Origin of the sequence: Paenibacillus sp. UMB7766-LJ446, assembly GCF_030226665.1 — a bacterium.
Lineage (GTDB): Bacteria > Bacillota > Bacilli > Paenibacillales > Paenibacillaceae > Paenibacillus > Paenibacillus vandeheii.
In genome coordinates this window covers 175,201-195,599 of sequence record NZ_JASOYM010000012.1, presented here as the reverse complement: position 1 = coordinate 195,599, position 20,399 = coordinate 175,201, and the positions used below count along the sequence as shown (strand labels likewise).

The window sequence follows — 20,399 nt, the reverse complement described above, 5'->3', positions numbered from 1 at the left end:
CTGAGGTTTTTTCCATTAATATCCAAGCATTCACAATATGGGATCATACTCATATCAAAATACTGTCTATTAACCATTACTTTTTTAAGGAAAGCGTTTTAAAAACATGTTACAATGAATTGGGTTTAAGTGAAAATAGTCAACATTTGTCTTTTGTTAGTCTACCAACCCGCCTTGTTGCAGTCATGTTGATAGGAGGATTCGAGAATGAATATCCATGAATATCAAGGAAAAGAAGTACTGAAACAGTATGGAGTCACCGTTCCAAACGGAAAGGTTGCTTATACAGTCGATGAAGCGGTTGCGGCCGCAGAGGCACTGGGCAGTCCGGTGACTGTAGTCAAAGCGCAAATTCATGCAGGTGGCCGGGGGAAAGCCGGCGGCGTGAAAGTAGCGAAAAGTATCGACGAAGTTCGTGCTTACGCATCCGAAATTTTGGGAAAAGTATTGGTAACACACCAAACTGGACCTGAAGGCAAAGAAGTGAAGCGTCTTCTGATTGAAGAAGGATGCGATATCCGCAAAGAGTATTATGTGGGTGTTGTTGTGGACCGTGCCACAGGCCGCGTCGTGATGATGGCTTCCGAAGAAGGCGGTACAGAGATCGAAGAAGTAGCTGAAGCTACACCTGAGAAAATTTTCAAGGAAATTATTGACCCTGCAATTGGATTGCAAGTGTTTCAGGCACGTAAACTGGCGTACAGCATTCGTATTCCGAATGAGTTGGTGAACAAAGCGGTTAAGTTTATGCTTGCGTTGTACACAGCATTTGTCGAAAAAGATTGCTCCATTGCCGAAATTAATCCACTCGTTGTTACCGGAGATGGAAACGTTATCGCGCTGGATGCAAAATTGAATTTTGATTCCAACGCCTTGTTCCGTCACAAAGATATTCTGGAACTGCGCGACCTGGATGAAGAAGACGAAAAAGAAATCGAAGCTTCCAAATACGACCTGAGCTACATAGCACTTGATGGCAACATCGGCTGTATGGTTAATGGTGCGGGACTTGCGATGGCGACGATGGATATCATCAAATACTATGGCGGCGACCCGGCCAACTTCCTCGATGTTGGGGGCGGTGCGACAACAGAGAAAGTGACCGAAGCTTTCAAAATCATTTTGTCTGACGCCAAAGTGGCGGGTATCTTCGTTAATATTTTTGGCGGCATTATGCGTTGTGATGTCATTGCCAATGGTGTTGTTGAAGCCGCGAAGCAGCTTGGCCTGACTAAACCGCTGGTTGTTCGTCTTGAAGGAACTAACGTGGAACTTGGTAAACGCATTTTGGGTGAATCCGGCCTAAATATCGTTCCTGCTGATTCCATGGCCGATGGTGCACAGAAAATTGTTGCCCTCGTAAAATAAGTTCATTCCTGGGCAAATTGCTGCCTTAGTTCCGGAGCTGTCCGGCACTTGAAAAATAACCGTAAGGATGTGAAGCAACGTGAGTATTTTGATTGATAAAAATACAAAAGTCATTACGCAAGGCATTACGGGTTCAACGGGAATGTTCCACACGAAGGGCGCATTGGACTACGGAACCCAGATGGTAGGCGGCGTTACACCGGGTAAAGGCGGAACCAATGTTGATATCACGCTGGAAGATGGCAAAGTAGTCAGTCTCCCGGTGTTTAATACAGTACAGGAAGCGAAGGAAGCTACTGGCGCAACAGCGAGCGTCATCTACGTTCCTCCGGCATTTGCAGCGGATTCCATCATGGAAGCTGTGGACGCAGAGCTGGATCTCGTGATCTGTATTACCGAAGGTATCCCGGTACTTGATATGGTCAAGGTTGACCGTTTCATGGAAGGCAAAGATACCGTTCTGATCGGACCAAACTGTCCAGGCGTTATTACACCAGGCGAATGCAAAATCGGCATCATGCCAGGTTATATTCATATGCCTGGTCATGTTGGCGTGGTATCCCGTAGTGGAACACTCACGTATGAAGCTGTTCATCAATTGTCTGCACGTGGAATTGGACAATCTTCTGCTGTGGGAATCGGGGGCGACCCGGTTAAAGGCTCCGAGTTCATTGATATCCTGAAACGGTTCAATGAAGATCCGCAGACACATGCGGTCATCATGATCGGTGAAATCGGTGGTACGGCTGAAGAAGATGCGGCAGAATGGGTACGCGATAACATGACCAAACCGGTAGTTGGCTTCATTGGTGGTGTTACTGCGCCTCCAGGGAAACGCATGGGTCATGCAGGCGCAATCATCTCTGGTGGTAAAGGTACAGCCAAAGAAAAAATTGCGAAACTGGAATCTTGCGGAATCAAAGTTGCTCCAACGCCAGCTGAAATGGGCTCGACTCTTGTGAGCGTACTTGAAGAACGCGGTATTCTGAATTTGTGCACGACACATTAATTCTTTTCCGTTATAATAGAAGAAACGGCTCAGGAATATAATTTTCTGGTGAACCGACTATTGATCATACGGAAAAGGTAAGCAACCTTTTGTCCTGAACAGGGCGAAGGGTTGCTTTTTTGCGTTTTTTACCGGGTGAAAAAGAGAGTGATTGTTTGCCTGCGAGAGTAAACGCTTGCATTCCGTTGTCACATAACACACAATATGAGGGAAGATTTTCTTCCCGATATGGGAGGTTTTTGATATGGAAGAAAGATGGATTTTGATTGGACTGCATGAAACGGACGGTATTGGTAAGAAAACAATCTCCAAACTGCTCTCAGGACAAGATCAACTGATGGATTTGTTGGACTATAAAGAGGGAGATTGGATTGCTGCGGGATTACGCAAGGATCAGGCTGCCCGTCTAACCAAACAATTCAATATGGACTGGATTGAGCAGAAACAAGAGAGTGTTTATAAACTTGGAATTGAGATCGTTACCTATCTGGATCAGGATTATCCCATATTAATGAAGGAAACCGTTCAGCCACCCTGGGTCATGTACGGGCGTGGAGATATGAAACTGCTGCACACGCAATCCATTGCAATGGTAGGAACCCGCATGCCCACAGTATACGGACGCAAAATTGGTGAGAAACTGGCGGAGCAATTATGCAAGGCGGGTCTGACCATTGTAAGTGGGTTAGCGAGAGGAATAGATAGTGTTTGTCACGATGCGGCTCTTCGTGCACATGGTAAGACCATTGCGGTATTTGGGACAGGAATTGACAACATTTATCCTCCCGAAAACACCAGTCTTGCTGAACGAATTGCCGAAACAGGGCTGCTCTTGTCAGAATATCCTCCGGGTACGCGTGCACGTCAGGGATTGTTTCCGGAACGTAATCGGATCATTGCAGGGTTAACTTTGGGTACGTTGGTCGTTGAGGCTGATATCCGAAGTGGATCACTTATTACTGCAGATGCTGCGCTTGAAGCTGGAAGAGACGTGTTTGCTGTTCCAGGTCCCATAACATCTCCCAAAAGTCGAGGTTCGCATAATCTGATTCGTCAGGGCGCAAAATTGGTGACCTGTGCCACAGATTTATTGGAAGAGTTTCAATTGGACTTGCCAAATACGGAGCAACTTCCTTACAATAGAGGACGTTCAACGGAAAGCAGTGAAACTTCCAATCAAGGAATATTCCCTGTCGTAAAACTATCTTTAGATGAACAACGTGTTATTTATTTGCTGGAGCGGGAAGAGCAATCCCTGGATCAACTTGTTGAACAGCTCAACTGGGATTTTGGACATTTGCATTCAGTTCTGTTATCTTTAATCATAAAAAAGCAGATTAGCCAATTACCTGGAACCAAATACGCAAGGGTATGACGATGCTGCAATTAAGGCAGCATGTGAAAATAGATTATTAGCGGAAGTTAGTCATGCTGCTAATGAAGTGAGAATCATAAAAACAAGCAGCAGTTTCATGACTGAGAGGAGGATGAACCTATGGCGGATGCACTCGTAATCGTTGAGTCGCCCTCAAAGGCGAAGACGATCGGCAAATATTTAGGCAGCAAGTTCATCGTGAAAGCTTCGATGGGACATGTACGCGATTTGCCAAAGAGTCAGATCGGCGTTGAGGTAGAGAATGATTTTAATCCGAAATATATTACGATCCGCGGCAAAGGTTCAATTTTGAAAGAACTGAAGGATGCACGTAAGAAAGTGAAAAAAGTGTATCTCGCAGCTGACCCGGATCGCGAAGGTGAGGCTATTGCATGGCATTTGGCCCATGCACTTGAACTGGACGAAACCGCGGATTGCCGGGTTGTATTTAATGAAATTACGAAACAGGCTGTCAAAGATGCGTTCAAAACGCCGCGCAAAATCAATATGGATCTGGTTAACGCGCAGCAGGCGAGACGTATTCTGGATCGGCTTGTAGGATATAAAATTAGTCCGTTATTATGGAAGAAAGTCAAAAAAGGATTATCCGCTGGCCGCGTACAGTCCGTGGCCGTCAAAATCATTTTGGATCGTGAAAATGAAATTAATGATTTTGAACCGGAAGAGTACTGGAGCATTACTGCCAAACTTACAGCGGACGGAAATCCGTTTGAAGCCAAGTTCCATCAGTTGAACGGTACCAAAACCGAACTTGGCAGTGAGGCAGAAGTACAGGCCATCTTAAAACAAATCGAGGGAGCTTCTTTTACAGTCAAAGAAGTTAAAGAAAAAGAACGCAGCCGTAATCCTTCTGCTCCGTTTACAACGAGTTCCTTGCAGCAGGAAGCCGCACGTAAATTGAATTTCAGAGCTTCCAAGACGATGTCGGTTGCCCAACAGCTGTATGAAGGGGTAGACCTCGGAAAAGAAGGCACAGTCGGTCTCATTACGTATATGCGTACAGACTCTACCCGAATTGCAGCATCGGCTCAGGAAGAAGCCAAGGAATACATTGTTGGCAAGTACGGTGAGCCATTTGCACCTGAGACGCCTAGAAACTATTCCAAAAAAGCAGCCAATGCTCAAGACGCGCATGAAGCGATTCGTCCAACTTCCATTTTGCGTGATCCCGATTCAATTAAATCGTTTATGAGCCGTGATCAATTCCGGTTGTACAAACTGGTTTGGGAACGTTTTATAGCGAGCCAGATGTCATCTGCTGTTCTGGATACACTATCCGTGGACATTGCTGCAGGTGATACGATTTTCCGGGCAGCGGGTTCCAAGGTTCGTTTCCAGGGATTCATGAAGGTGTATGTAGAAGGTAATGATGATGGTACAACGGAAGAAGATCGTCTGCTGCCTCCGCTGAAAAATGGAGATGTACTGGAGAATCGGGAGATTGAGCCGAAACAGCACTTTACACAGCCGCCACCACGTTATACGGAAGCAAGGCTGGTTAAAACGCTTGAGGAACTGGGCATAGGGCGTCCGAGTACATATGCGCCAACGCTGGAGACCATTCAGAAGCGCGGATATGTTGCAATTGAAGAGAAGAAATTCATGCCAACTGAACTGGGCGAACTGGTTATCGAACAGATGGAGGAGTTTTTCCCGGAGATCCTGAATGTAGAGTTCACCGCGAACATGGAAGGTGATCTTGACCATGTGGAGGAAGGGTCGGAGGATTGGGTCAAGGTACTCGCAGAATTCTACGAATCTTTTGAGAAACGTTTAGAGTTTGCAGAAGAAGAAATGAAGGAAATCGAGATTGAAGATGAAGTATCGGATGAAATATGTGAGAAGTGCGGCAAACCGCTTGTTTATAAGCTGGGTCGTTTCGGCAAGTTTCTTGCATGTTCCGGGTTCCCGGATTGCCGTAATACCAAACCGATTATCAAGGATATTGGTGTAACCTGTCCGAAGTGTAAGGAAGGGCATGTTGTTGAACGCCGCAGTAAAAAGGGACGTATTTTCTATGGTTGCGACAAGTATCCTGAGTGTGATTTTGTATCATGGGATAAACCATCGGCGAAACCATGTCCAAGTTGTGGATCACTAATGATTGAGAAACGGAACAAACAGGGAACACGATTGCAGTGTACTTCATGTGATCATCAAGAGCCGGTAGAGGAACCGGAAGAAGAATGAGCGGATTAGCATAATGGGGGTAAATGATTTTGAATAATGAACAACAAGTAACCGTTATTGGTGCCGGGTTGGCAGGAACAGAAGCAGCTTGGCAGATCGCAAGTCGTGGTGTTCCCGTAAAACTATACGAGATGAGACCGGTTGTGAAAACGCCGGCTCACCATACAGATAAATTTGCAGAACTGGTATGCAGCAACTCGCTTCGTGCCAATGGCTTGACCAATGCAGTCGGTGTATTGAAGGAAGAAATGAGAATGCTTAATTCTCTAGTCTTGGGTGCAGCAGACCGTCATGCCGTTCCAGCAGGTGGGGCACTTGCTGTGGACCGGGACGGATTCTCAGGCGAAATCACATCTACGCTTCATCAGCATCCGCTCATTGAGGTTGTCAATGAAGAGCTGACTTCTTTGCCAGAAGACGGAATCATAGTTGTTGCAACCGGACCATTGACTTCGCCAGCGTTGTCCGAGCAAATCAAAGCCCTTATGGGTGAGGAATACTTCTACTTCTATGATGCGGCTGCGCCGATTATCGAAAAAGATTCCATTGATATGAACAAGGTCTATCTAGCTTCACGTTATGATAAAGGCGAAGCAGCATACTTGAACTGTCCAATGACAGAAGAGGAATTCGATGTGTTCTATGAAGCATTGATCACAGCGGAAGTTGCTCAACTAAAAGAGTTTGAGAAAGAAATTTACTTCGAAGGCTGTATGCCGATTGAAGTCATGATGAAGCGTGGTAAGCAAACGGCTTTGTTTGGTCCGATGAAACCTGTAGGACTCGTCAATCCGCATACTGGAGAACTGCCACATGCTGTTGTTCAGCTTAGACAGGACAATGCAGCAGGAACGCTTTATAATCTGGTGGGATTCCAGACGCATCTGAAATGGGGAGAGCAAAAACGTGTCTTTTCTTTGATCCCTGGACTTGAAAATGCGGAATTCGTCCGTTATGGCGTAATGCACCGTAATACATTTATTAATTCTCCCAAACTGCTTCGTCCAACGTATCAGTTCAAAGAGCGTCCAAACCTGTTCTTTGCAGGTCAGATGACAGGAGTAGAAGGTTATGTAGAGTCTGCGGCATCCGGTTTAATCGCGGGTATGAATGCAGCCAAAGCAGCCCTTGGACAGGAACTGGTCGTATTGCCGGTGGAGACAACGCTGGGCAGTATGGCACAGTATATTACAACAGCTGATTTCAAACACTTCCAGCCAATGAATGCAAACTTTGGATTACTGCCGAAGCTGGAAACCAAAATACGTAACAAAAAGGAAAAAAATGAAGCACTTGCACAGCGTGCACTGGATGGCATTGCTCGTTTTGCAGCAGCAGAAGGTCTAATCGTTCCAGAACGCGTGTAAATTAATCGTGGGAGGAGGCTGATATCATGGATATGTCATTTCATGCTACAACGATCTGTGCAGTTCGTCATAATGGCAAAGCAGCGATTGCCGGTGATGGTCAGGTGACCATGGGGCAAAGTGTTGTGATGAAAAATACAGCCAAAAAGGTAAGACGTTTGTATCGTGGTCAGGTTGTGGCGGGTTTTGCCGGTTCCGTAGCGGATGCCATTACTTTGTTTGAGAAATTCGAAGGCAAGCTGGAGGAGCACCATGGTAACTTGCAGCGTGCGGCGGTAGAGCTTGCCAAGGATTGGCGCCAGGATCGGATTTTGCGCAAACTGGAGGCACTCCTGATTGTTATGGATAAAACGGGTATGCTGCTGATTTCTGGCGGGGGCGAAATTATCGAGCCGGATGATGATGTTATTGCCATCGGCTCGGGAGGAAACTTTGCCTTATCTGCTGCGCGTGCGTTAAAACGTCATGCGGTGGATTTGGAAGCAAAAGACATTGCTCGTGAATCACTCCAGATTGCTTCAGAGTTATGTGTATATACCAACAATAATATTATTGTTGAAGAGTTGTAAGGAAAAGCAATCTCCCGTGATGGAGCATGATGATTAAATCGGCTTCAGTTACTTCGTGGAGATTCTTTGTCCTTATAGGTCATTTTATAAAGTCATCTCATATACAAGGTTCGCATACTGATAGGAGGGAAGCTATATGCATACTCAAGCGTTAACACCCAGACAAATCGTTGCAGAGCTTGACAAGTACATTGTAGGTCAAAAACAGGCTAAAAAATCGGTAGCGGTCGCCCTTCGCAATCGTTATCGTCGCAGCCTCTTGCCTGAGCATACCCAGGATGATATTGTGCCTAAAAATATCCTGATGATTGGACCTACCGGTGTCGGTAAAACGGAGATTGCACGCCGACTGGCTAAGCTGGTAGGAGCTCCATTCGTAAAAGTGGAAGCAACGAAGTTCACGGAAGTAGGTTATGTTGGCCGTGATGTGGAATCGATGGTACGTGATCTGATTGAAACATCCTTGCGGATGGTCAAGCTGGAACGTACAGAAAAAGTGAAGGATAAAGCTGAAGAAGCTGCCAATGAGCGGATTGTACATATTTTGGCACCTTCGCAATCCAAATCCAAAAATCAGCGCAACCCGTTCGAAATGATATTTGGCAACAATGGCAATAACACGCCAGAAGCTGATGAACAAGAACCCGATACGGGAGTAGCCGAGCGGCGCCGTAAAATCAAATTCGATTTGTTATCTGGGAAACTGGAGGATGACGTTATCGAAATTGATGTGGAAGATGCCGCACCTAACATGATGGACATGTTCGCTGGTCAAGGAAATGATCAGATGGGGATGAACATGCAGGAGATGTTTGGCAGTTTATTGCCTCGTCGTACCAAAAAACGTAAACTGGCGATTAAAGAAGCTCGCAAAGTGCTGATCCAGGAAGAAGCGGGCAAGTTGATCGATATGGATGATGTTACTCAGGAGTCCATCCGGCGGGCGGAACAGACAGGTATCATATTCATTGACGAAATTGATAAAGTGGCCAGTCAAGGGCGCGGTAGCGGCCCCGATGTATCCCGTGAAGGTGTGCAGCGTGATATTCTGCCTATCGTGGAAGGATCTACGGTAATGACCAAATACGGCCCTGTCAAAACGGACTATATCCTGTTTATGGCAGCCGGTGCATTTCATGTGGCAAAACCCTCGGATCTCATTCCAGAGCTTCAGGGGCGTTTCCCAATCCGCGTAGAACTGAACAGCCTGACACTTGATGAATTTGTATCGATCCTCACGGAACCTAAAAATGCATTAACCAAGCAGTATGTGGATTTGCTGCGTACGGAGAATATTGAAATTGAGTTCTCGGATGATGCGATTCGTGAGATTGCCAAGCTAGCTGAGTCCGTGAATCAAAATACCGAAAACATTGGTGCAAGACGTCTGCATACTATTTTGGAGAAACTTCTTGAGGATCTGTCTTTTGAAGCACCAGAACTTACGCTGGAGCGTATGGTAATCACTCCGGAATATGTACGTGAAAAATTGAATGACATTGCACTGGATCGTGATTTAAGCCAATATATCTTATAACATAGGTGTATTGCTCAGTTCAGAGCGTGATTGAAGTATGGATAACGGTATACTATGGATGATTAAAGAGTAAACGACTACACGGAAACAGGATATTCGGTCCTGGTCCTGACTATCGTAGACTTTATTCAATCCATCTGTATGCCGTTTATTTTTGTTTTAGCCTAATATAATGCAGTATTGTAACCGATAATAGAGTTGGAGTTCTATAAGACGAAAGACAATCTAGGACTTGTGCCGCAGAGATATGTATTTAAACCCTAAAGACGTGCTTACAGCACATATTCAATAATGCTATAAATTCCAATAAAAGGATTTGTTTTTTCCAAGTCTGGTGATCGGTTTAATTAGAGCTGTTAGAAAAGTTTGCATAAATGCGCAAAAAGCGAAATTAATTGCATTGCAGATGTGACTAAATTTTATCGGTTCATTAAAATCTGCATACCAAGGCTAAATGTTAAAAAAGTGTTGGGGGAATTCAGTGAAATCAGATAATCTACTATGGATATTTTGTCAATTATCTATTTCATTGAAGATCTTAGAGTATCGTTGAATTGATAAGAAAGCTTATTATATCGGTAAATATTTCTAACAGAAAACAGATTGAAGTACCTCCATGGATTTCAGGTTTGTATTAATATGATGTGCTCAATCGTACAGAAGCATAGTATAAATTTTAAGAATGTTTAAGAGCTCATAAAGAGTGCTTAAGCTTATTTTTGTTTTGGGCCCCGACATTTACGAAAAAATTCATAATTTGCAGAAAATACACAAAAAGCTCTGTCTTTCAGAAAAGATAGGGCTTTTTTCTTATTGTAATATATCCCAATCTCGAAGAAACTTATGTTATACGACAACATCAGAGTTAATTCTACTTAAGTCCTAGAAAACCGTGTAAAAGCGAATGTTTTTTGTCGAAAAAACATAAGTGTCCTGACGGAAAAAGATTGAATCTATTTCCATAATTTCTAAAGAGAGGAGGGCGATTATGAATCTTTTGAATGATATTAGTTTTCAAAGGTTACAAGGTGCACTCGATGCCTCCAACATTAGACAACGAACAATTGCTGACAACATTGCGAATGCGGACACCCCGTATTTCAAGCGTTCCGACGTTGCTTTTGAAGAAATGCTGCAGGAACAAATGAATGGAGATATGCCTGTACTTAAAGGAAAAGTAACGGATTCAAGGCATTTTGTCATAGGTCCTTCCTCTTCCGTACCTACACCAGTAGTTAATATGGACCAGTCAACTTCCATGAATAACAACCAGAACAACGTCGATGTAGACAAAGAAATGAGTCTTCTGGCGGAGAACCAGTTGCGTTACAACGCTTATATTCAGCAAGTGAATGAACAAATCAAAATGATGCGTGTTGGAGTCGAAGGGAGATAACTTAGGTGAACATCAGTAACAGTTTTAGTATCAGTGCATCGGCTCTGACGGCTCAGCGTTTGCGGATGGACGTTATATCTTCCAACATCGCCAATGCGGAGACGACGCGCGCGAGTGTAACTAACGGTGAGGCGGTCCCTTACAAGCGTAAGATGGTTGTGCTTGAGCCCAATAAAACTTCCTTCAACAGTTTGCTTCAAAATCAGATGAAAAGTAGTGGGTCTGGAGAGGGAGTTCGAGTATCAGAGATTCGTGAAGATCAGTCGCCTCTGAAGCCGGTTTATGACCCTTCACATCCGGATGCGAACGCTGAAGGGTATGTGTACATGCCTAACGTGGATATTGCGAAAGAAATGGTGGACATGATCTCGGCTTCACGCTCATATGAAGCAAACGTCACAGCTTTGAACTCAACCAAAGCAATGATATCCAAGGCATTGGAAATCGGAAGATCTTAATTAACGGCTTAAAGGTGGAAAATTACTAAAACCAAAGAACAGATATGAAAGGGAGGGACATTAATGATTCAGAACAACATGTTCAGCACACAGGGGATTCAACCGCTTCAGATGCAAAGTACGGCACAAAGCAAACCATCTACACCAGCCGAAACCATTCAGAGCTTCGGTACATACCTACAGGATGCGCTAGGGTCTGTAGCTGCACAGGAGACCCAAGCACATGAAATGTCAAACCAATTCCTGGTTGGAAAAGTGAATGTTGATCAGGTGATGATCGCTTCCGAACAGGCCCTGTTGAGTCTGCAACTTACGACTCAAGTCCGAAACAAAGTAGTCGAAGCATATCAGGAGATTATGCGTACGCAATTGTAAATTGGTTTTACATGCGCTTCGACAACAGCGCTGATTACTACAACAAGCAGCTGCGATGCTGCTCCTGACCGTTAATCTTTAGAATCGATAGAGATGGCGGAAGGACAGACCAAGCAAAGTTTCGGATGGGGTGACAGAGTGAATGAGAGAATTGCCCAGTACAGGGAAAAGGCATCCCAGTATTGGAATAGTTTTAGCAAAAAGCAAAAAGTATTATTTATTTCCACCTTTCTGTTTTTAATTTTGGCTGCAGTTGTACTAACCATGCAATTGTCAAAGACGGAATATGAAGTTGCTTTCACGGATTTGAATGCAAGCGACTCGGCAGGCGTCATTAGTTATCTTGATTCATCCAGTATTCCTTACAAATTAAGTGCAGACGGCAAGACCATATCTGTACCGAGCACGGATGTTGCTATTGCAAAAGTAAATATCGGATCACAAGGAATTATTCAGAATGGTTCATTAGGATATAAGTCATTCGAGGAGTCATCATCTCCAATCGGGATGACGGATAAAGAGTTTGATGTAAAGTACAACAATGCATTGAACGGAGAAGTAGAGCAGTTGCTTCAACGAATGCAAGGCATACAGGATGCTAAAGTGCTTGTCAATATGCCAAAAGATAATATCTTTGCTGGCCTAGAAGAACAGGATAAAGCATCCGCATCGGTGGCCCTGCAATTTAAACCGGGTTATCACCCTAATCAGGCTGCGGTAGATGGATATTTTAATTTGGTTAAGACAGCCATTCCTAATCTACCTATTGAAAACATAACGATTACCAACACGGATGAAGCGGAACTGATTCCGACGGCCCGAGGCGGTAGCGGGGGATTGTCTTCTGAAGTCCAGGAAAACATGGCTTTGCAGAAAAAATTTGAAAATGATGTTCGGAATAACGTGAAACAATTTCTTTCCCAGATTGTAGGCGAGGATAAAGTCAACGTTCTTGTGGCTTCCAAGCTGAACTTTGATAAAGAAACTCGGAAAGAAAATCTGGTTACACCGGTCGATGTAGACAATATGAAAGGCATCGAAATCAGTGTACAGGAGATTCAAAAGAGTTACACGGGGGCCAGTAATCCAACAGGCGGTGTAGCGGGTACCGGCCAACAGGATGTTCCGGGTTATCCATCCTCGGATACATCAGGCAATGCGAACTCGGAAGAATCATCAAGCACCATCAATTATGAGGTTAATCGAATCGCTAAGGATATTATATCCAGTCCATATACTGTAAAAGACTTAACCATTAATGTCGCGGTTGAACCACCTGAAGGACAAACCGAATTGGCACAACCGGTCAAGGATGCTATTGAGAATATACTGGTTAATATCGTTCGGGCTTCGTTGGCCGACTCTGGCACTGTAATAAGTGACGCTGATTTGACCAAAAAAGTTTCTGTATTATCACAGGGCTTCCAGACTGCTGCGGCAGCAAATACAGGTTTCCAGCTTTCCACCGGAATGATGTGGGGCATAGGAGCACTGGTGGCAGCATTGATTGCAGCGGTTGTAATTTTGTTAGTACGCCGTCGTCGCAAACAAAACGAAATAGAAGAAGAGGAAATTCCTCTTCCGGTAGCAACAGAGTTTCCGTCCATTACGTTGGACAGTGTAACGAACGAAAGTCAAGTGCGCAAACAATTGGAGAGTTTGGCCAAGAAAAAGCCAGACGAATTCGTCAATCTGCTGCGTACGTGGCTGGCTGACGAATAGAGGTGAACGCATTGGCGAAGGCAAGCAGTCAAGGTCTGACTGGAAGACAGAAAGCAGCGATTTTGTTGATTACATTAGGTCCGGAAGTATCCGCTCAAATCTTCAAACATTTGCGTGATGAGGAGATCGAGCAACTGACGTTGGAAATTGCCAATGTTCGCAAAGTGGATGCTTCCGAAAAAGATATGATTATGTCTGAGTTTCACCAGATCTGTCTCGCACAAGAATATATCTCTCAAGGCGGTATTACATACGCGAGAGAAATTCTGGAGAAAGCACTCGGATCGCAAAAAGCACTTGAAGTTATTAACCGTTTGACGGCTACGCTGCAAGTTAGACCATTTGACTTTGCGCGTAAGGCGGATCCGAATCAAATATTGAACTTTATTCAGAACGAAAGCCCGCAAACGATTGCTCTGGTATTATCATATCTGCAATTTGAGCAGGCAGCAGCGATCTTGTCCTCGTTACCACAAGAGAAGCAGGCCGATGTAGCTCGCAGAGTTGCTGTTATGGACAGTACTTCTCCAGAGGTCATTTCTCAAGTGGAGCGGGTGCTCGAACAGAAATTATCTTCTACTGTTACGCAGGATTATACAAATGCGGGTGGTATCGAGTCCATTGTTCAGATCTTGAATGGCGTCGACCGTGGTACGGAACGTACCATCCTCGATTCGTTGGAAATTCAAGATCCGGAACTTGCAGAAGAAATCAAAAAACGCATGTTTGTATTTGAAGATATCGTCAATGTGGACGATCGATCGATTCAGCGTATTATCCGGGATATCGACAACGCAGATTTACAGCTGGCACTCAAAGTGGCAAGCGAAGAAGTACGGGATGCTGTTTTCCGGAATATGTCGAAACGGATGTCCGAGACATTCAAGGAAGAAATGGAATTCATGGGGCCCGTTCGGCTGCGTGATGTTGAGGAAGCTCAAACTCGTATCGTAGGAACGATCCGTAGATTGGAAGAAGCTGGTGAGATCATTATCGCTCGCGGTGGAGGAGATGATATCATTGTCTAATTTGATTAAATCTTTCCAGTATGTACCGGTCGATGACCGCAAACGACTCGAAAATCATCATCATTATGGTGGATCAGAGTCTGAATCGGAATTAAACGGTGAACGTGCTGAAGGTTCCGAAGCTGAGATGCTGCAGGCACGCGTGGACGAAGAAACACAACGTCTTACCGCGGAGATGCTGGAGGATGCCAAGGAGTTTGCAGAAAAGCAGGTACGCGAAGCTTCAGAGGAAGCGGAGCGATTGCTTCAAGAAGCCCGTGAACAGATTGATAGCTGGTGGCAGGAGCAGCGTCAGCAGGATGAACATCTGACTGAAGCACTTCGTTCACAAGGTTTTCAGCAGGGTTTTGAAGAAGGCAAAGTGCAGGCTGAACTGGATCTCCAGGTGCAGATCGAAGAGATGATGAAGGAAGCCCGTGGGGTGCTTGAAGAAGCATACGTTGCCAAAGATCAGATCATTCAGGAGGCAGAGCCTTTCCTTGTGGATCTCGCCTGTGGTATCGCTGAGAAGGTCATTGACAAGCAACTCTCGGTTGAACCAGAACACACGCTTGAGCTGATTCGTCAGAGTTTGTCTCGCAAACGTGAACAGGGGATGATCACCTTATGTGTGGCACCTGATCAATTTTCTTTTGTGCAAGCCGCACGTGAAGAGTTGGCTCTGGCCATTGACTCCCAGGCAGAACTGCAGATTTTGCCTGATGCGACGGTAAAAGACAAGGGATGTGTTATACGATCATCGTTTGGCAGCGTAGATGCCAGAATAGATACCCAGCTCGCTGAAATTAAAAAAGAACTGATCCGCATAGCACTTGAGGATGAGGGGCGAAAAAATCAACATGAAGATTCTTAGCTCACAGCGATATATGGATCATCTTAAGCAATTTGATCCTGTTCGCATTAACGGTAAGGTCACTCAAGTCATTGGTCTTATGGTTGAGTCTGAAGGTCCGGATGCTAGCATCGGAGATGTATGTTACATCTACCCGGGGAAATCTGCCAAGCCTCTTCAGGCAGAGGTAGTCGGGTTTCGGGATAACAAAGTGCTGCTCATGCCACTCGGTGAACTTCAATCCATTGGTCCTGGATGTGATGTGGTTGGAACAGGTAAACCACTTGGGGTTCAGGTTGGATCAGAATTGCTCGGTAAGGTGTTAGATGGATTGGGACAACCTTTAGACGGATCATTACTACCTTCCAGAATGCCGATGTACTCCACATCCAATACGCCAGTGAATCCGATGGATCGTCCACGGGTGCTCGAAACGATGAGTGTTGGTGTGAGAGCCATTGACGGGCTGCTGACGGTTGGCAAAGGGCAGAGGGTCGGCATATTTGCCGGGTCAGGTGTTGGTAAAAGTACGTTGATGGGCATGATCGCACGTAATACAGCAGCAGACGTCAATGTCATTGCTTTGGTGGGTGAGCGGGGCCGGGAGGTACGCGACTTTATTGAACGGGATTTGGGTCCGGAAGGACTGGAAAGATCCGTCGTTATTGTCGCTACCTCCGATCAACCTGCTCTGATTCGAATCAAAGGTGCAGTCATCGCAACTACGATTGCGGAGTATTTCAGAGACAGGGGCATGAATGTCATGTTAATGATGGATTCCGTCACACGTTATGCCATGGCACAGAGGGAAGTGGGACTTGCCGTGGGAGAACCTCCTGCGATGAGAGGATATACTCCTTCTGTTTTTGCGAGTTTACCCAAGCTGCTTGAGCGAGCGGGGACTGGGCCTACAGGTTCAATTACAGCTTTTTACACCGTTCTTGTCGACGGGGATGATATGAACGAACCGATCGCGGATGCGGTGAGAGGTATATTGGATGGTCATATTGTACTGAATCGGTCCATTGCAAATAAAGGTCATTTCCCTGCCATTGATGTTCTTGCGAGTATTAGCCGTGTTATGAAGGATATTGCTCCTGAAGAACAGCTGGAAGCCGTTAATAATATGAAGAGACTCATGGCGGTATACAAAGAATCAGAGGATTTAATCAACATTGGTGCTTATCAAAGAGGTTCTAATGCAGCCATCGATGAATCGATAGACCAGATTGATAGCATCTGGAATTTTACAAGGCAGAAAGTCGATGAAAAAGTAACGCTGAGTGAAGTACAGGAACGTTTGATTCTTGAATTTGCAAGGAGATGAATGGGTAAACGATGAAATTTCGATATCATTTCCAGAAGGTTGTTGACCTGAAAAGCAATGAAAAAACGCAAGCGGAGTGGATGTTATCCACAGCGATCGGGAAACTTCAGACAGAGGAAGAGCATCTTTTACAACTAATGAATGATAAAAGGGAAATGATTGATGTCATTCAATCCGCTACGGAAAGTTCGGCTTCCGTATCCAGCCTGCAGGAAATGCAGCGGTATGTCCATCACCTTGACGAGTGCATTTCACGTAAAAGTAGTGATGTCAGACATGCTCAGGTCAATGTGCAACGGAATCAGACGTTTCTGAACGGCAGAATGATGGACGAAAAAGTATGGCTTGGGGCGAGAGACAAGGCCAAAATCAAATTTCAGCAGGAGATGCTCCTCCGGGAACAGAACGATCTGGACGAGATGGCTACTGTACGCTTCGCTGCCAAAGCCGGACGCGCGAATTAATGTGGGCCGGATGCGAAGTTGTCTCGTGAAGGAGGAATGAACAATGGCTGTTAAAGACACAGATATGGAAAAAGAGTCGAGCGGCGGTTGGGAAAAGTTCTTGATGATTTCAATCCCAATTGTGTTCACTGTGGTTTTGTTGGGTGTTTTGCTCACTCTATTTAATGTAGATATTCGCAACAACTTGCTTGAAGTTGCTAACAAAATTCCTGTCGTGAAAGACTGGGTACCTGATCCTGTGCTAGATCCGGAGAAAAAGAAACTGGAGAAGAGCGAACAGCAGGTCGAAAGTGCAGAAGCGACAATAGAAAAGCTGAAGGCACAGGTAAATGCAAAAGAAAATGAGCTCAAGGCAGCACAGGAAGCCACAACGACTGAGGCCAAAAAAGCAACTGATTTGCAAAAGAAATTGGATGATGCGGAAAAAGCTGTTGAAACCGCTGCGACAACAACGCCGGAGACGGAGTCCGATTATCAGAAACAGATCAAAGATTTAGCTAAGATGTATGCGGACATGAGTCCGAGTAAAGCCGCGCCGATTTTGCAAAATATGACGAATGAAGAGATGGTCTTGCTTCTGAGTGCGATGCAATCGGCTGCACGGACTAAGGTACTGGAGAAAATGGACCCCAAAACAGCGGCTGATGTCACGATGATGATGAAGGATGCGAAACCATCCGGTGATCTTGCCCTGGATGCACTGCAATCCCGCTTAAAGAAAGAGACTGCAACGACATCTACGGCGTCTACGACTAATTCCAAAAATTTGGATAAAAATCAGCTTAGTCAAACGTTTGCTTCGATGTCGGCCTCTAGTGGAGCGAAGCTGTTGCTCGAAACATACAAGCTGAGTCCGGATAAAACCTTGACCATTTTGAATTCTGTTGACGATGCAACGCGTTCTCAATTACTTGAAAATATGTCGACTGAAAACTCGGTTGAAACTGCAAAAATTTTAAATAAATTAATGGGTAACAAGTAAGATTAGTAGCGTCTGTTTACTACGGAGAGGAGGTGAAAACAAATGTCGATTGTATATCAAATGACATCCACATCATCCGCCAAGACAACAGGAGCAGCTCAGACTGCCGGAACTGCATCCAAAGGTGCAACTGCTGGAAGCGGTGATTTTCTGCAAACTCTTGCCCAATCATTAAGCGGTGGGGCAACGGCGGAGAACAGTTCAGCAGCAGCAGGGAGTTTAACAGCGAATCCGCTAATGTTTACCTTTGCAACTAGTGAGGACGAAGAACCAACATCGATTACAGATATCTTGAGCTCGTTATTTGCAGATTTGGATTCGCTAGATGAAGCTTTGGAAAATGATCCGTCGCTACTAGGGGATTTACAAAGTTTGATTCAGCAGATGTATGCTCAATTAAACGCTGCTTCAGATACTCAAGCTGAAGGTTCTGACGAGCCTGCAACTGAAGCGGGAAGTGCAGCATCAGCAATTGATTTGGCCGAGCATCCCGCAGCAGTGCGCTTTGTATTACAGGATGTGCTTACACAGCTGATTTCTGGAATGACCGAGCCGGATAGTACAGTTGCCAAGAATGCTCCAGAGTTCAAGCACCTGCTTCAATCTCTTCAAAGTCAGCTGCAAGATGCTGGCGTTGACACTAGTCTTAACAAAGGGTGGACTGAACTTAAATCCATTCTGGATACATTAGTTGTCGCTAAGGATCAGGCGGTGCAAGTGGCTCCAACCAATCCCGTTCAAACGTCCAAGCAAGATTCTGTGGTACCGCAAGTTCTTGTTGCGGCAGTTTCAAATGCTGGAACTAAAGTTACAGTTGAAACGGATTCAACACCTGCTACAAATGAAGTTGGAGAAGTGGATCATTCCAGTATCATCACCGCAGGAGAGTTGTCCTTACGTTCATCAGGTACATCAGCAGGTAAACCGGCTGAGCCTGTCATGCAAGCATCCCAGTTTGCAAAAGAGATGACACAGTTTGTTGTGAATAAGTTGGATATTGTGCAGCAAAAGGGATTCTCGGAGGCGACGATCTCACTCCGTCCAGAGCATCTGGGTAAGCTGGATGTACAGATTACTTTGCAAAATGGACAATTGGTTGCACGTTTTATGACCGAGCATACGATGGCCAAAGACATGCTGGAACAGCAAATGATGCAGCTGCGCAGCTCGCTTCAAGCTCAAGGCATTCAAGTGGAACGACTTGAGGTTACTCAGAACAGTTCACTTGGTTCACAGATGTATCAGGATGGTGGTCGCCAGCCAGGAAGCAATTCTCAGCAGCAACGCCGCTCACGTGAACGTGAAGAACAATCGGATGATGCTGTAACTACAGCAACTCTCCAGGAAGAATTACGGAACTGGCGCAGTGAGCATGAAGAAGGTAATGACCAGCGAAGAGACACGTTTACAGCAGAGGCTTAATCAGAAATGAGGTGAAAAGATGGCTAATGAAGCGATTTCTACTAATAATACGTGGCCTAACTATTCGGCAGCGAATAAAGCTACAACAAGCGCTGCAACAAAGGAATTAGGTAAGGATCAGTTTCTCAAAATTTTGATTACCCAGCTGCAGAATCAGGATCCGATGCAGCCGATGGAGGATAAGGAGTTTATTGCTCAGATGGCTCAGTTCAGTTCGGTAGAACAACTGGTGAATATCTCATCTCAGCTTAAGACTTTAAATCAGTCTCTTGGGACAGTGTCTGGCATGATTGGCCGCGAGATCAGTTGGCTTTCTTCTAATAAAGAGGATAACGGAACCCTGCGTCAAGGCATTGTGGATTCCATCATCGTACGAGATGGTGTTCAGTACGCAAAAGTGGGCAATGACGAAATCAAGCTGGATGAAATTATTCAGGTAACCAATCCAACACAGGCTGAGGAAAATGAAACTCCGGTCCAGAACGCTGCAGATTCAGCTGAAACGACCGAAAGTAAGGAACCAGAAGCATCAGCGCAGCCTGAAGACAATGGAAACACGTTATGAGTGATCGGATAACAGTAGGTCAACTCTACACAGGCCCAATTACACCTAATTTGCTTAATCGCTCCAAATCGGGAGAAGCGTCCAATGGACCTGAACGCCCTTTTGCACAGGTCTTGGAAGACAATCTTCTGAAATTGAGTAATCATGCTGCCAAAAGGTTGGAACAGCGTGGTATTGAGCTCAAGACTGAGCAGATGCAACAGATTGGCACTGCCCTGGATAAGGCTGCTGCCAAAGGAGCCAAGGAATCCTTGATTCTGATGAATGATATGGCTTTTATCGTTAATGTCAAAAATCGCACTGTCGTTACAGCCATGGATAGTGAAAGTATGAAGGATAATGTATTCACCCAGATTGACAGTGCTGTAATTATTTCTTGACCGGCTGGCCCT

Annotated in this window: 19 protein-coding genes; all 19 read left to right on the top strand. The window is 45.1% G+C overall.

The window, feature by feature from the left end; all coding sequences use genetic code 11:
• Positions 1-207 precede the first annotated feature (207 nt).
• The 19 genes from sucC (at position 208) to QP794_RS25470 (ending at position 20,387) form a co-directional block, all read left to right on the top strand.
• The gene (gene sucC / locus QP794_RS25560; protein ID WP_024630201.1) at positions 208-1,368 is read left to right on the top strand and encodes an ADP-forming succinate--CoA ligase subunit beta; all 1,161 of its coding nucleotides are present in this window, start codon (positions 208-210) and stop codon (positions 1,366-1,368) included.
• A 79-nt stretch (positions 1,369-1,447) separates the two neighbouring features.
• Positions 1,448-2,377: a succinate--CoA ligase subunit alpha gene (sucD, locus tag QP794_RS25555; protein ID WP_024630202.1), complete on the top strand. Its 930-nt coding sequence runs from the start codon at positions 1,448-1,450 to the stop codon at positions 2,375-2,377.
• 244 nt (positions 2,378-2,621) lie between these two features.
• Positions 2,622-3,752 (top strand): DNA-processing protein DprA, encoded by a 1,131-nt coding sequence (gene dprA, locus QP794_RS25550; protein WP_285079544.1) that lies wholly within the window; start codon positions 2,622-2,624, stop codon positions 3,750-3,752.
• Between the two features lie 120 nt (positions 3,753-3,872).
• Entirely contained in the window at positions 3,873-5,963 is a 2,091-nt protein-coding gene (gene topA / locus QP794_RS25545; RefSeq protein WP_079346980.1) for a type I DNA topoisomerase, read from the top strand.
• Between the two features lie 29 nt (positions 5,964-5,992).
• On the top strand, positions 5,993-7,330 hold the full coding sequence (trmFO, locus tag QP794_RS25540) for an FADH(2)-oxidizing methylenetetrahydrofolate--tRNA-(uracil(54)-C(5))-methyltransferase TrmFO (protein ID WP_285079543.1): 1,338 nt from the start codon (positions 5,993-5,995) through the stop codon (positions 7,328-7,330).
• A 26-nt stretch (positions 7,331-7,356) separates the two neighbouring features.
• On the top strand, positions 7,357-7,899 hold the full coding sequence (gene hslV / locus QP794_RS25535; RefSeq protein ID WP_024630205.1) for an ATP-dependent protease subunit HslV: 543 nt from the start codon (positions 7,357-7,359) through the stop codon (positions 7,897-7,899).
• Positions 7,900-8,035: 136 nt separating this feature from the next.
• Positions 8,036-9,436 carry an ATP-dependent protease ATPase subunit HslU gene (gene hslU, locus QP794_RS25530; protein WP_285079541.1) on the top strand — a complete coding sequence of 467 codons (1,401 nt, stop codon included), beginning with the start codon at positions 8,036-8,038 and terminating at the stop codon, positions 9,434-9,436.
• A gap of 988 nt (positions 9,437-10,424) precedes the next feature.
• Entirely contained in the window at positions 10,425-10,832 is a 408-nt protein-coding gene (gene flgB, locus QP794_RS25525) for a flagellar basal body rod protein FlgB (RefSeq protein ID WP_024630207.1), read from the top strand.
• A gap of 5 nt (positions 10,833-10,837) precedes the next feature.
• Entirely contained in the window at positions 10,838-11,290 is a 453-nt protein-coding gene (flgC, locus tag QP794_RS25520) for a flagellar basal body rod protein FlgC (protein ID WP_285079540.1), read from the top strand.
• Between the two features lie 63 nt (positions 11,291-11,353).
• Positions 11,354-11,665 (top strand): flagellar hook-basal body complex protein FliE, encoded by a 312-nt coding sequence (gene fliE, locus QP794_RS25515; protein WP_024630209.1) that lies wholly within the window; start codon positions 11,354-11,356, stop codon positions 11,663-11,665.
• A gap of 138 nt (positions 11,666-11,803) precedes the next feature.
• Positions 11,804-13,387 (top strand): flagellar basal-body MS-ring/collar protein FliF, encoded by a 1,584-nt coding sequence (fliF, locus tag QP794_RS25510; RefSeq protein ID WP_285079623.1) that lies wholly within the window; start codon positions 11,804-11,806, stop codon positions 13,385-13,387.
• A gap of 11 nt (positions 13,388-13,398) precedes the next feature.
• A complete protein-coding gene (gene fliG / locus QP794_RS25505; protein ID WP_053783792.1) occupies positions 13,399-14,415 on the top strand; it encodes a flagellar motor switch protein FliG in 1,017 nt (338 codons plus the stop codon).
• Positions 14,408-15,268 (top strand): FliH/SctL family protein, encoded by an 861-nt coding sequence (locus tag QP794_RS25500; protein WP_285079538.1) that lies wholly within the window; start codon positions 14,408-14,410, stop codon positions 15,266-15,268. The genes fliG and QP794_RS25500 overlap by 8 nt, the downstream gene beginning before the upstream one ends.
• Positions 15,255-16,574, top strand: a complete 1,320-nt coding sequence (gene fliI, locus QP794_RS25495) for a flagellar protein export ATPase FliI (protein ID WP_024630213.1) — start codon at positions 15,255-15,257, stop codon at positions 16,572-16,574. Before QP794_RS25500 ends, fliI begins: the two co-directional genes overlap by 14 nt.
• 11 nt (positions 16,575-16,585) lie before the next feature.
• The gene (fliJ, locus tag QP794_RS25490; RefSeq protein ID WP_024630214.1) at positions 16,586-17,038 is read left to right on the top strand and encodes a flagellar export protein FliJ; all 453 of its coding nucleotides are present in this window, start codon (positions 16,586-16,588) and stop codon (positions 17,036-17,038) included.
• Between the two features lie 43 nt (positions 17,039-17,081).
• The gene (locus QP794_RS25485; protein ID WP_285079536.1) at positions 17,082-18,020 is read left to right on the top strand and encodes a MotE family protein; all 939 of its coding nucleotides are present in this window, start codon (positions 17,082-17,084) and stop codon (positions 18,018-18,020) included.
• A 42-nt stretch (positions 18,021-18,062) separates the two neighbouring features.
• Complete coding sequence (locus QP794_RS25480) at positions 18,063-19,442, top strand: flagellar hook-length control protein FliK (RefSeq protein ID WP_285079535.1); 1,380 nt, start codon at positions 18,063-18,065, stop codon at positions 19,440-19,442.
• Between the two features lie 19 nt (positions 19,443-19,461).
• Positions 19,462-20,007: a flagellar hook capping FlgD N-terminal domain-containing protein gene (locus QP794_RS25475; protein ID WP_024630217.1), complete on the top strand. Its 546-nt coding sequence runs from the start codon at positions 19,462-19,464 to the stop codon at positions 20,005-20,007.
• On the top strand, positions 20,004-20,387 hold the full coding sequence (locus QP794_RS25470) for a TIGR02530 family flagellar biosynthesis protein (protein ID WP_285079533.1): 384 nt from the start codon (positions 20,004-20,006) through the stop codon (positions 20,385-20,387). The genes QP794_RS25475 and QP794_RS25470 overlap by 4 nt, the downstream gene beginning before the upstream one ends.
• Positions 20,388-20,399 lie beyond the last annotated feature (12 nt).

Excerpts from the sequence above, each read along its gene's own strand:
- topA (WP_079346980.1), top strand. The coding sequence starts at position 3,873 with ATGGCGGATGCACTCGTAATCGTTGAGTCGCCCTCAAAGGCGAAGACG.
- fliI (WP_024630213.1), top strand. The coding sequence starts at position 15,255 with ATGAAGATTCTTAGCTCACAGCGATATATGGATCATCTTAAGCAATTT.
- fliJ (WP_024630214.1), top strand. The coding sequence starts at position 16,586 with ATGAAATTTCGATATCATTTCCAGAAGGTTGTTGACCTGAAAAGCAAT.
- dprA (WP_285079544.1), top strand. The coding sequence starts at position 2,622 with ATGGAAGAAAGATGGATTTTGATTGGACTGCATGAAACGGACGGTATT.
- QP794_RS25475 (WP_024630217.1), top strand. The coding sequence starts at position 19,462 with ATGGCTAATGAAGCGATTTCTACTAATAATACGTGGCCTAACTATTCG.
- QP794_RS25470 (WP_285079533.1), top strand. The coding sequence starts at position 20,004 with ATGAGTGATCGGATAACAGTAGGTCAACTCTACACAGGCCCAATTACA.
- flgB (WP_024630207.1), top strand. The coding sequence starts at position 10,425 with ATGAATCTTTTGAATGATATTAGTTTTCAAAGGTTACAAGGTGCACTC.
- hslV (WP_024630205.1), top strand. The coding sequence starts at position 7,357 with ATGGATATGTCATTTCATGCTACAACGATCTGTGCAGTTCGTCATAAT.
- fliE (WP_024630209.1), top strand. The coding sequence starts at position 11,354 with ATGATTCAGAACAACATGTTCAGCACACAGGGGATTCAACCGCTTCAG.
- hslU (WP_285079541.1), top strand. The coding sequence starts at position 8,036 with ATGCATACTCAAGCGTTAACACCCAGACAAATCGTTGCAGAGCTTGAC.
- QP794_RS25480 (WP_285079535.1), top strand. The coding sequence starts at position 18,063 with ATGTCGATTGTATATCAAATGACATCCACATCATCCGCCAAGACAACA.
- sucC (WP_024630201.1), top strand. The coding sequence starts at position 208 with ATGAATATCCATGAATATCAAGGAAAAGAAGTACTGAAACAGTATGGA.
- QP794_RS25485 (WP_285079536.1), top strand. The coding sequence starts at position 17,082 with ATGGCTGTTAAAGACACAGATATGGAAAAAGAGTCGAGCGGCGGTTGG.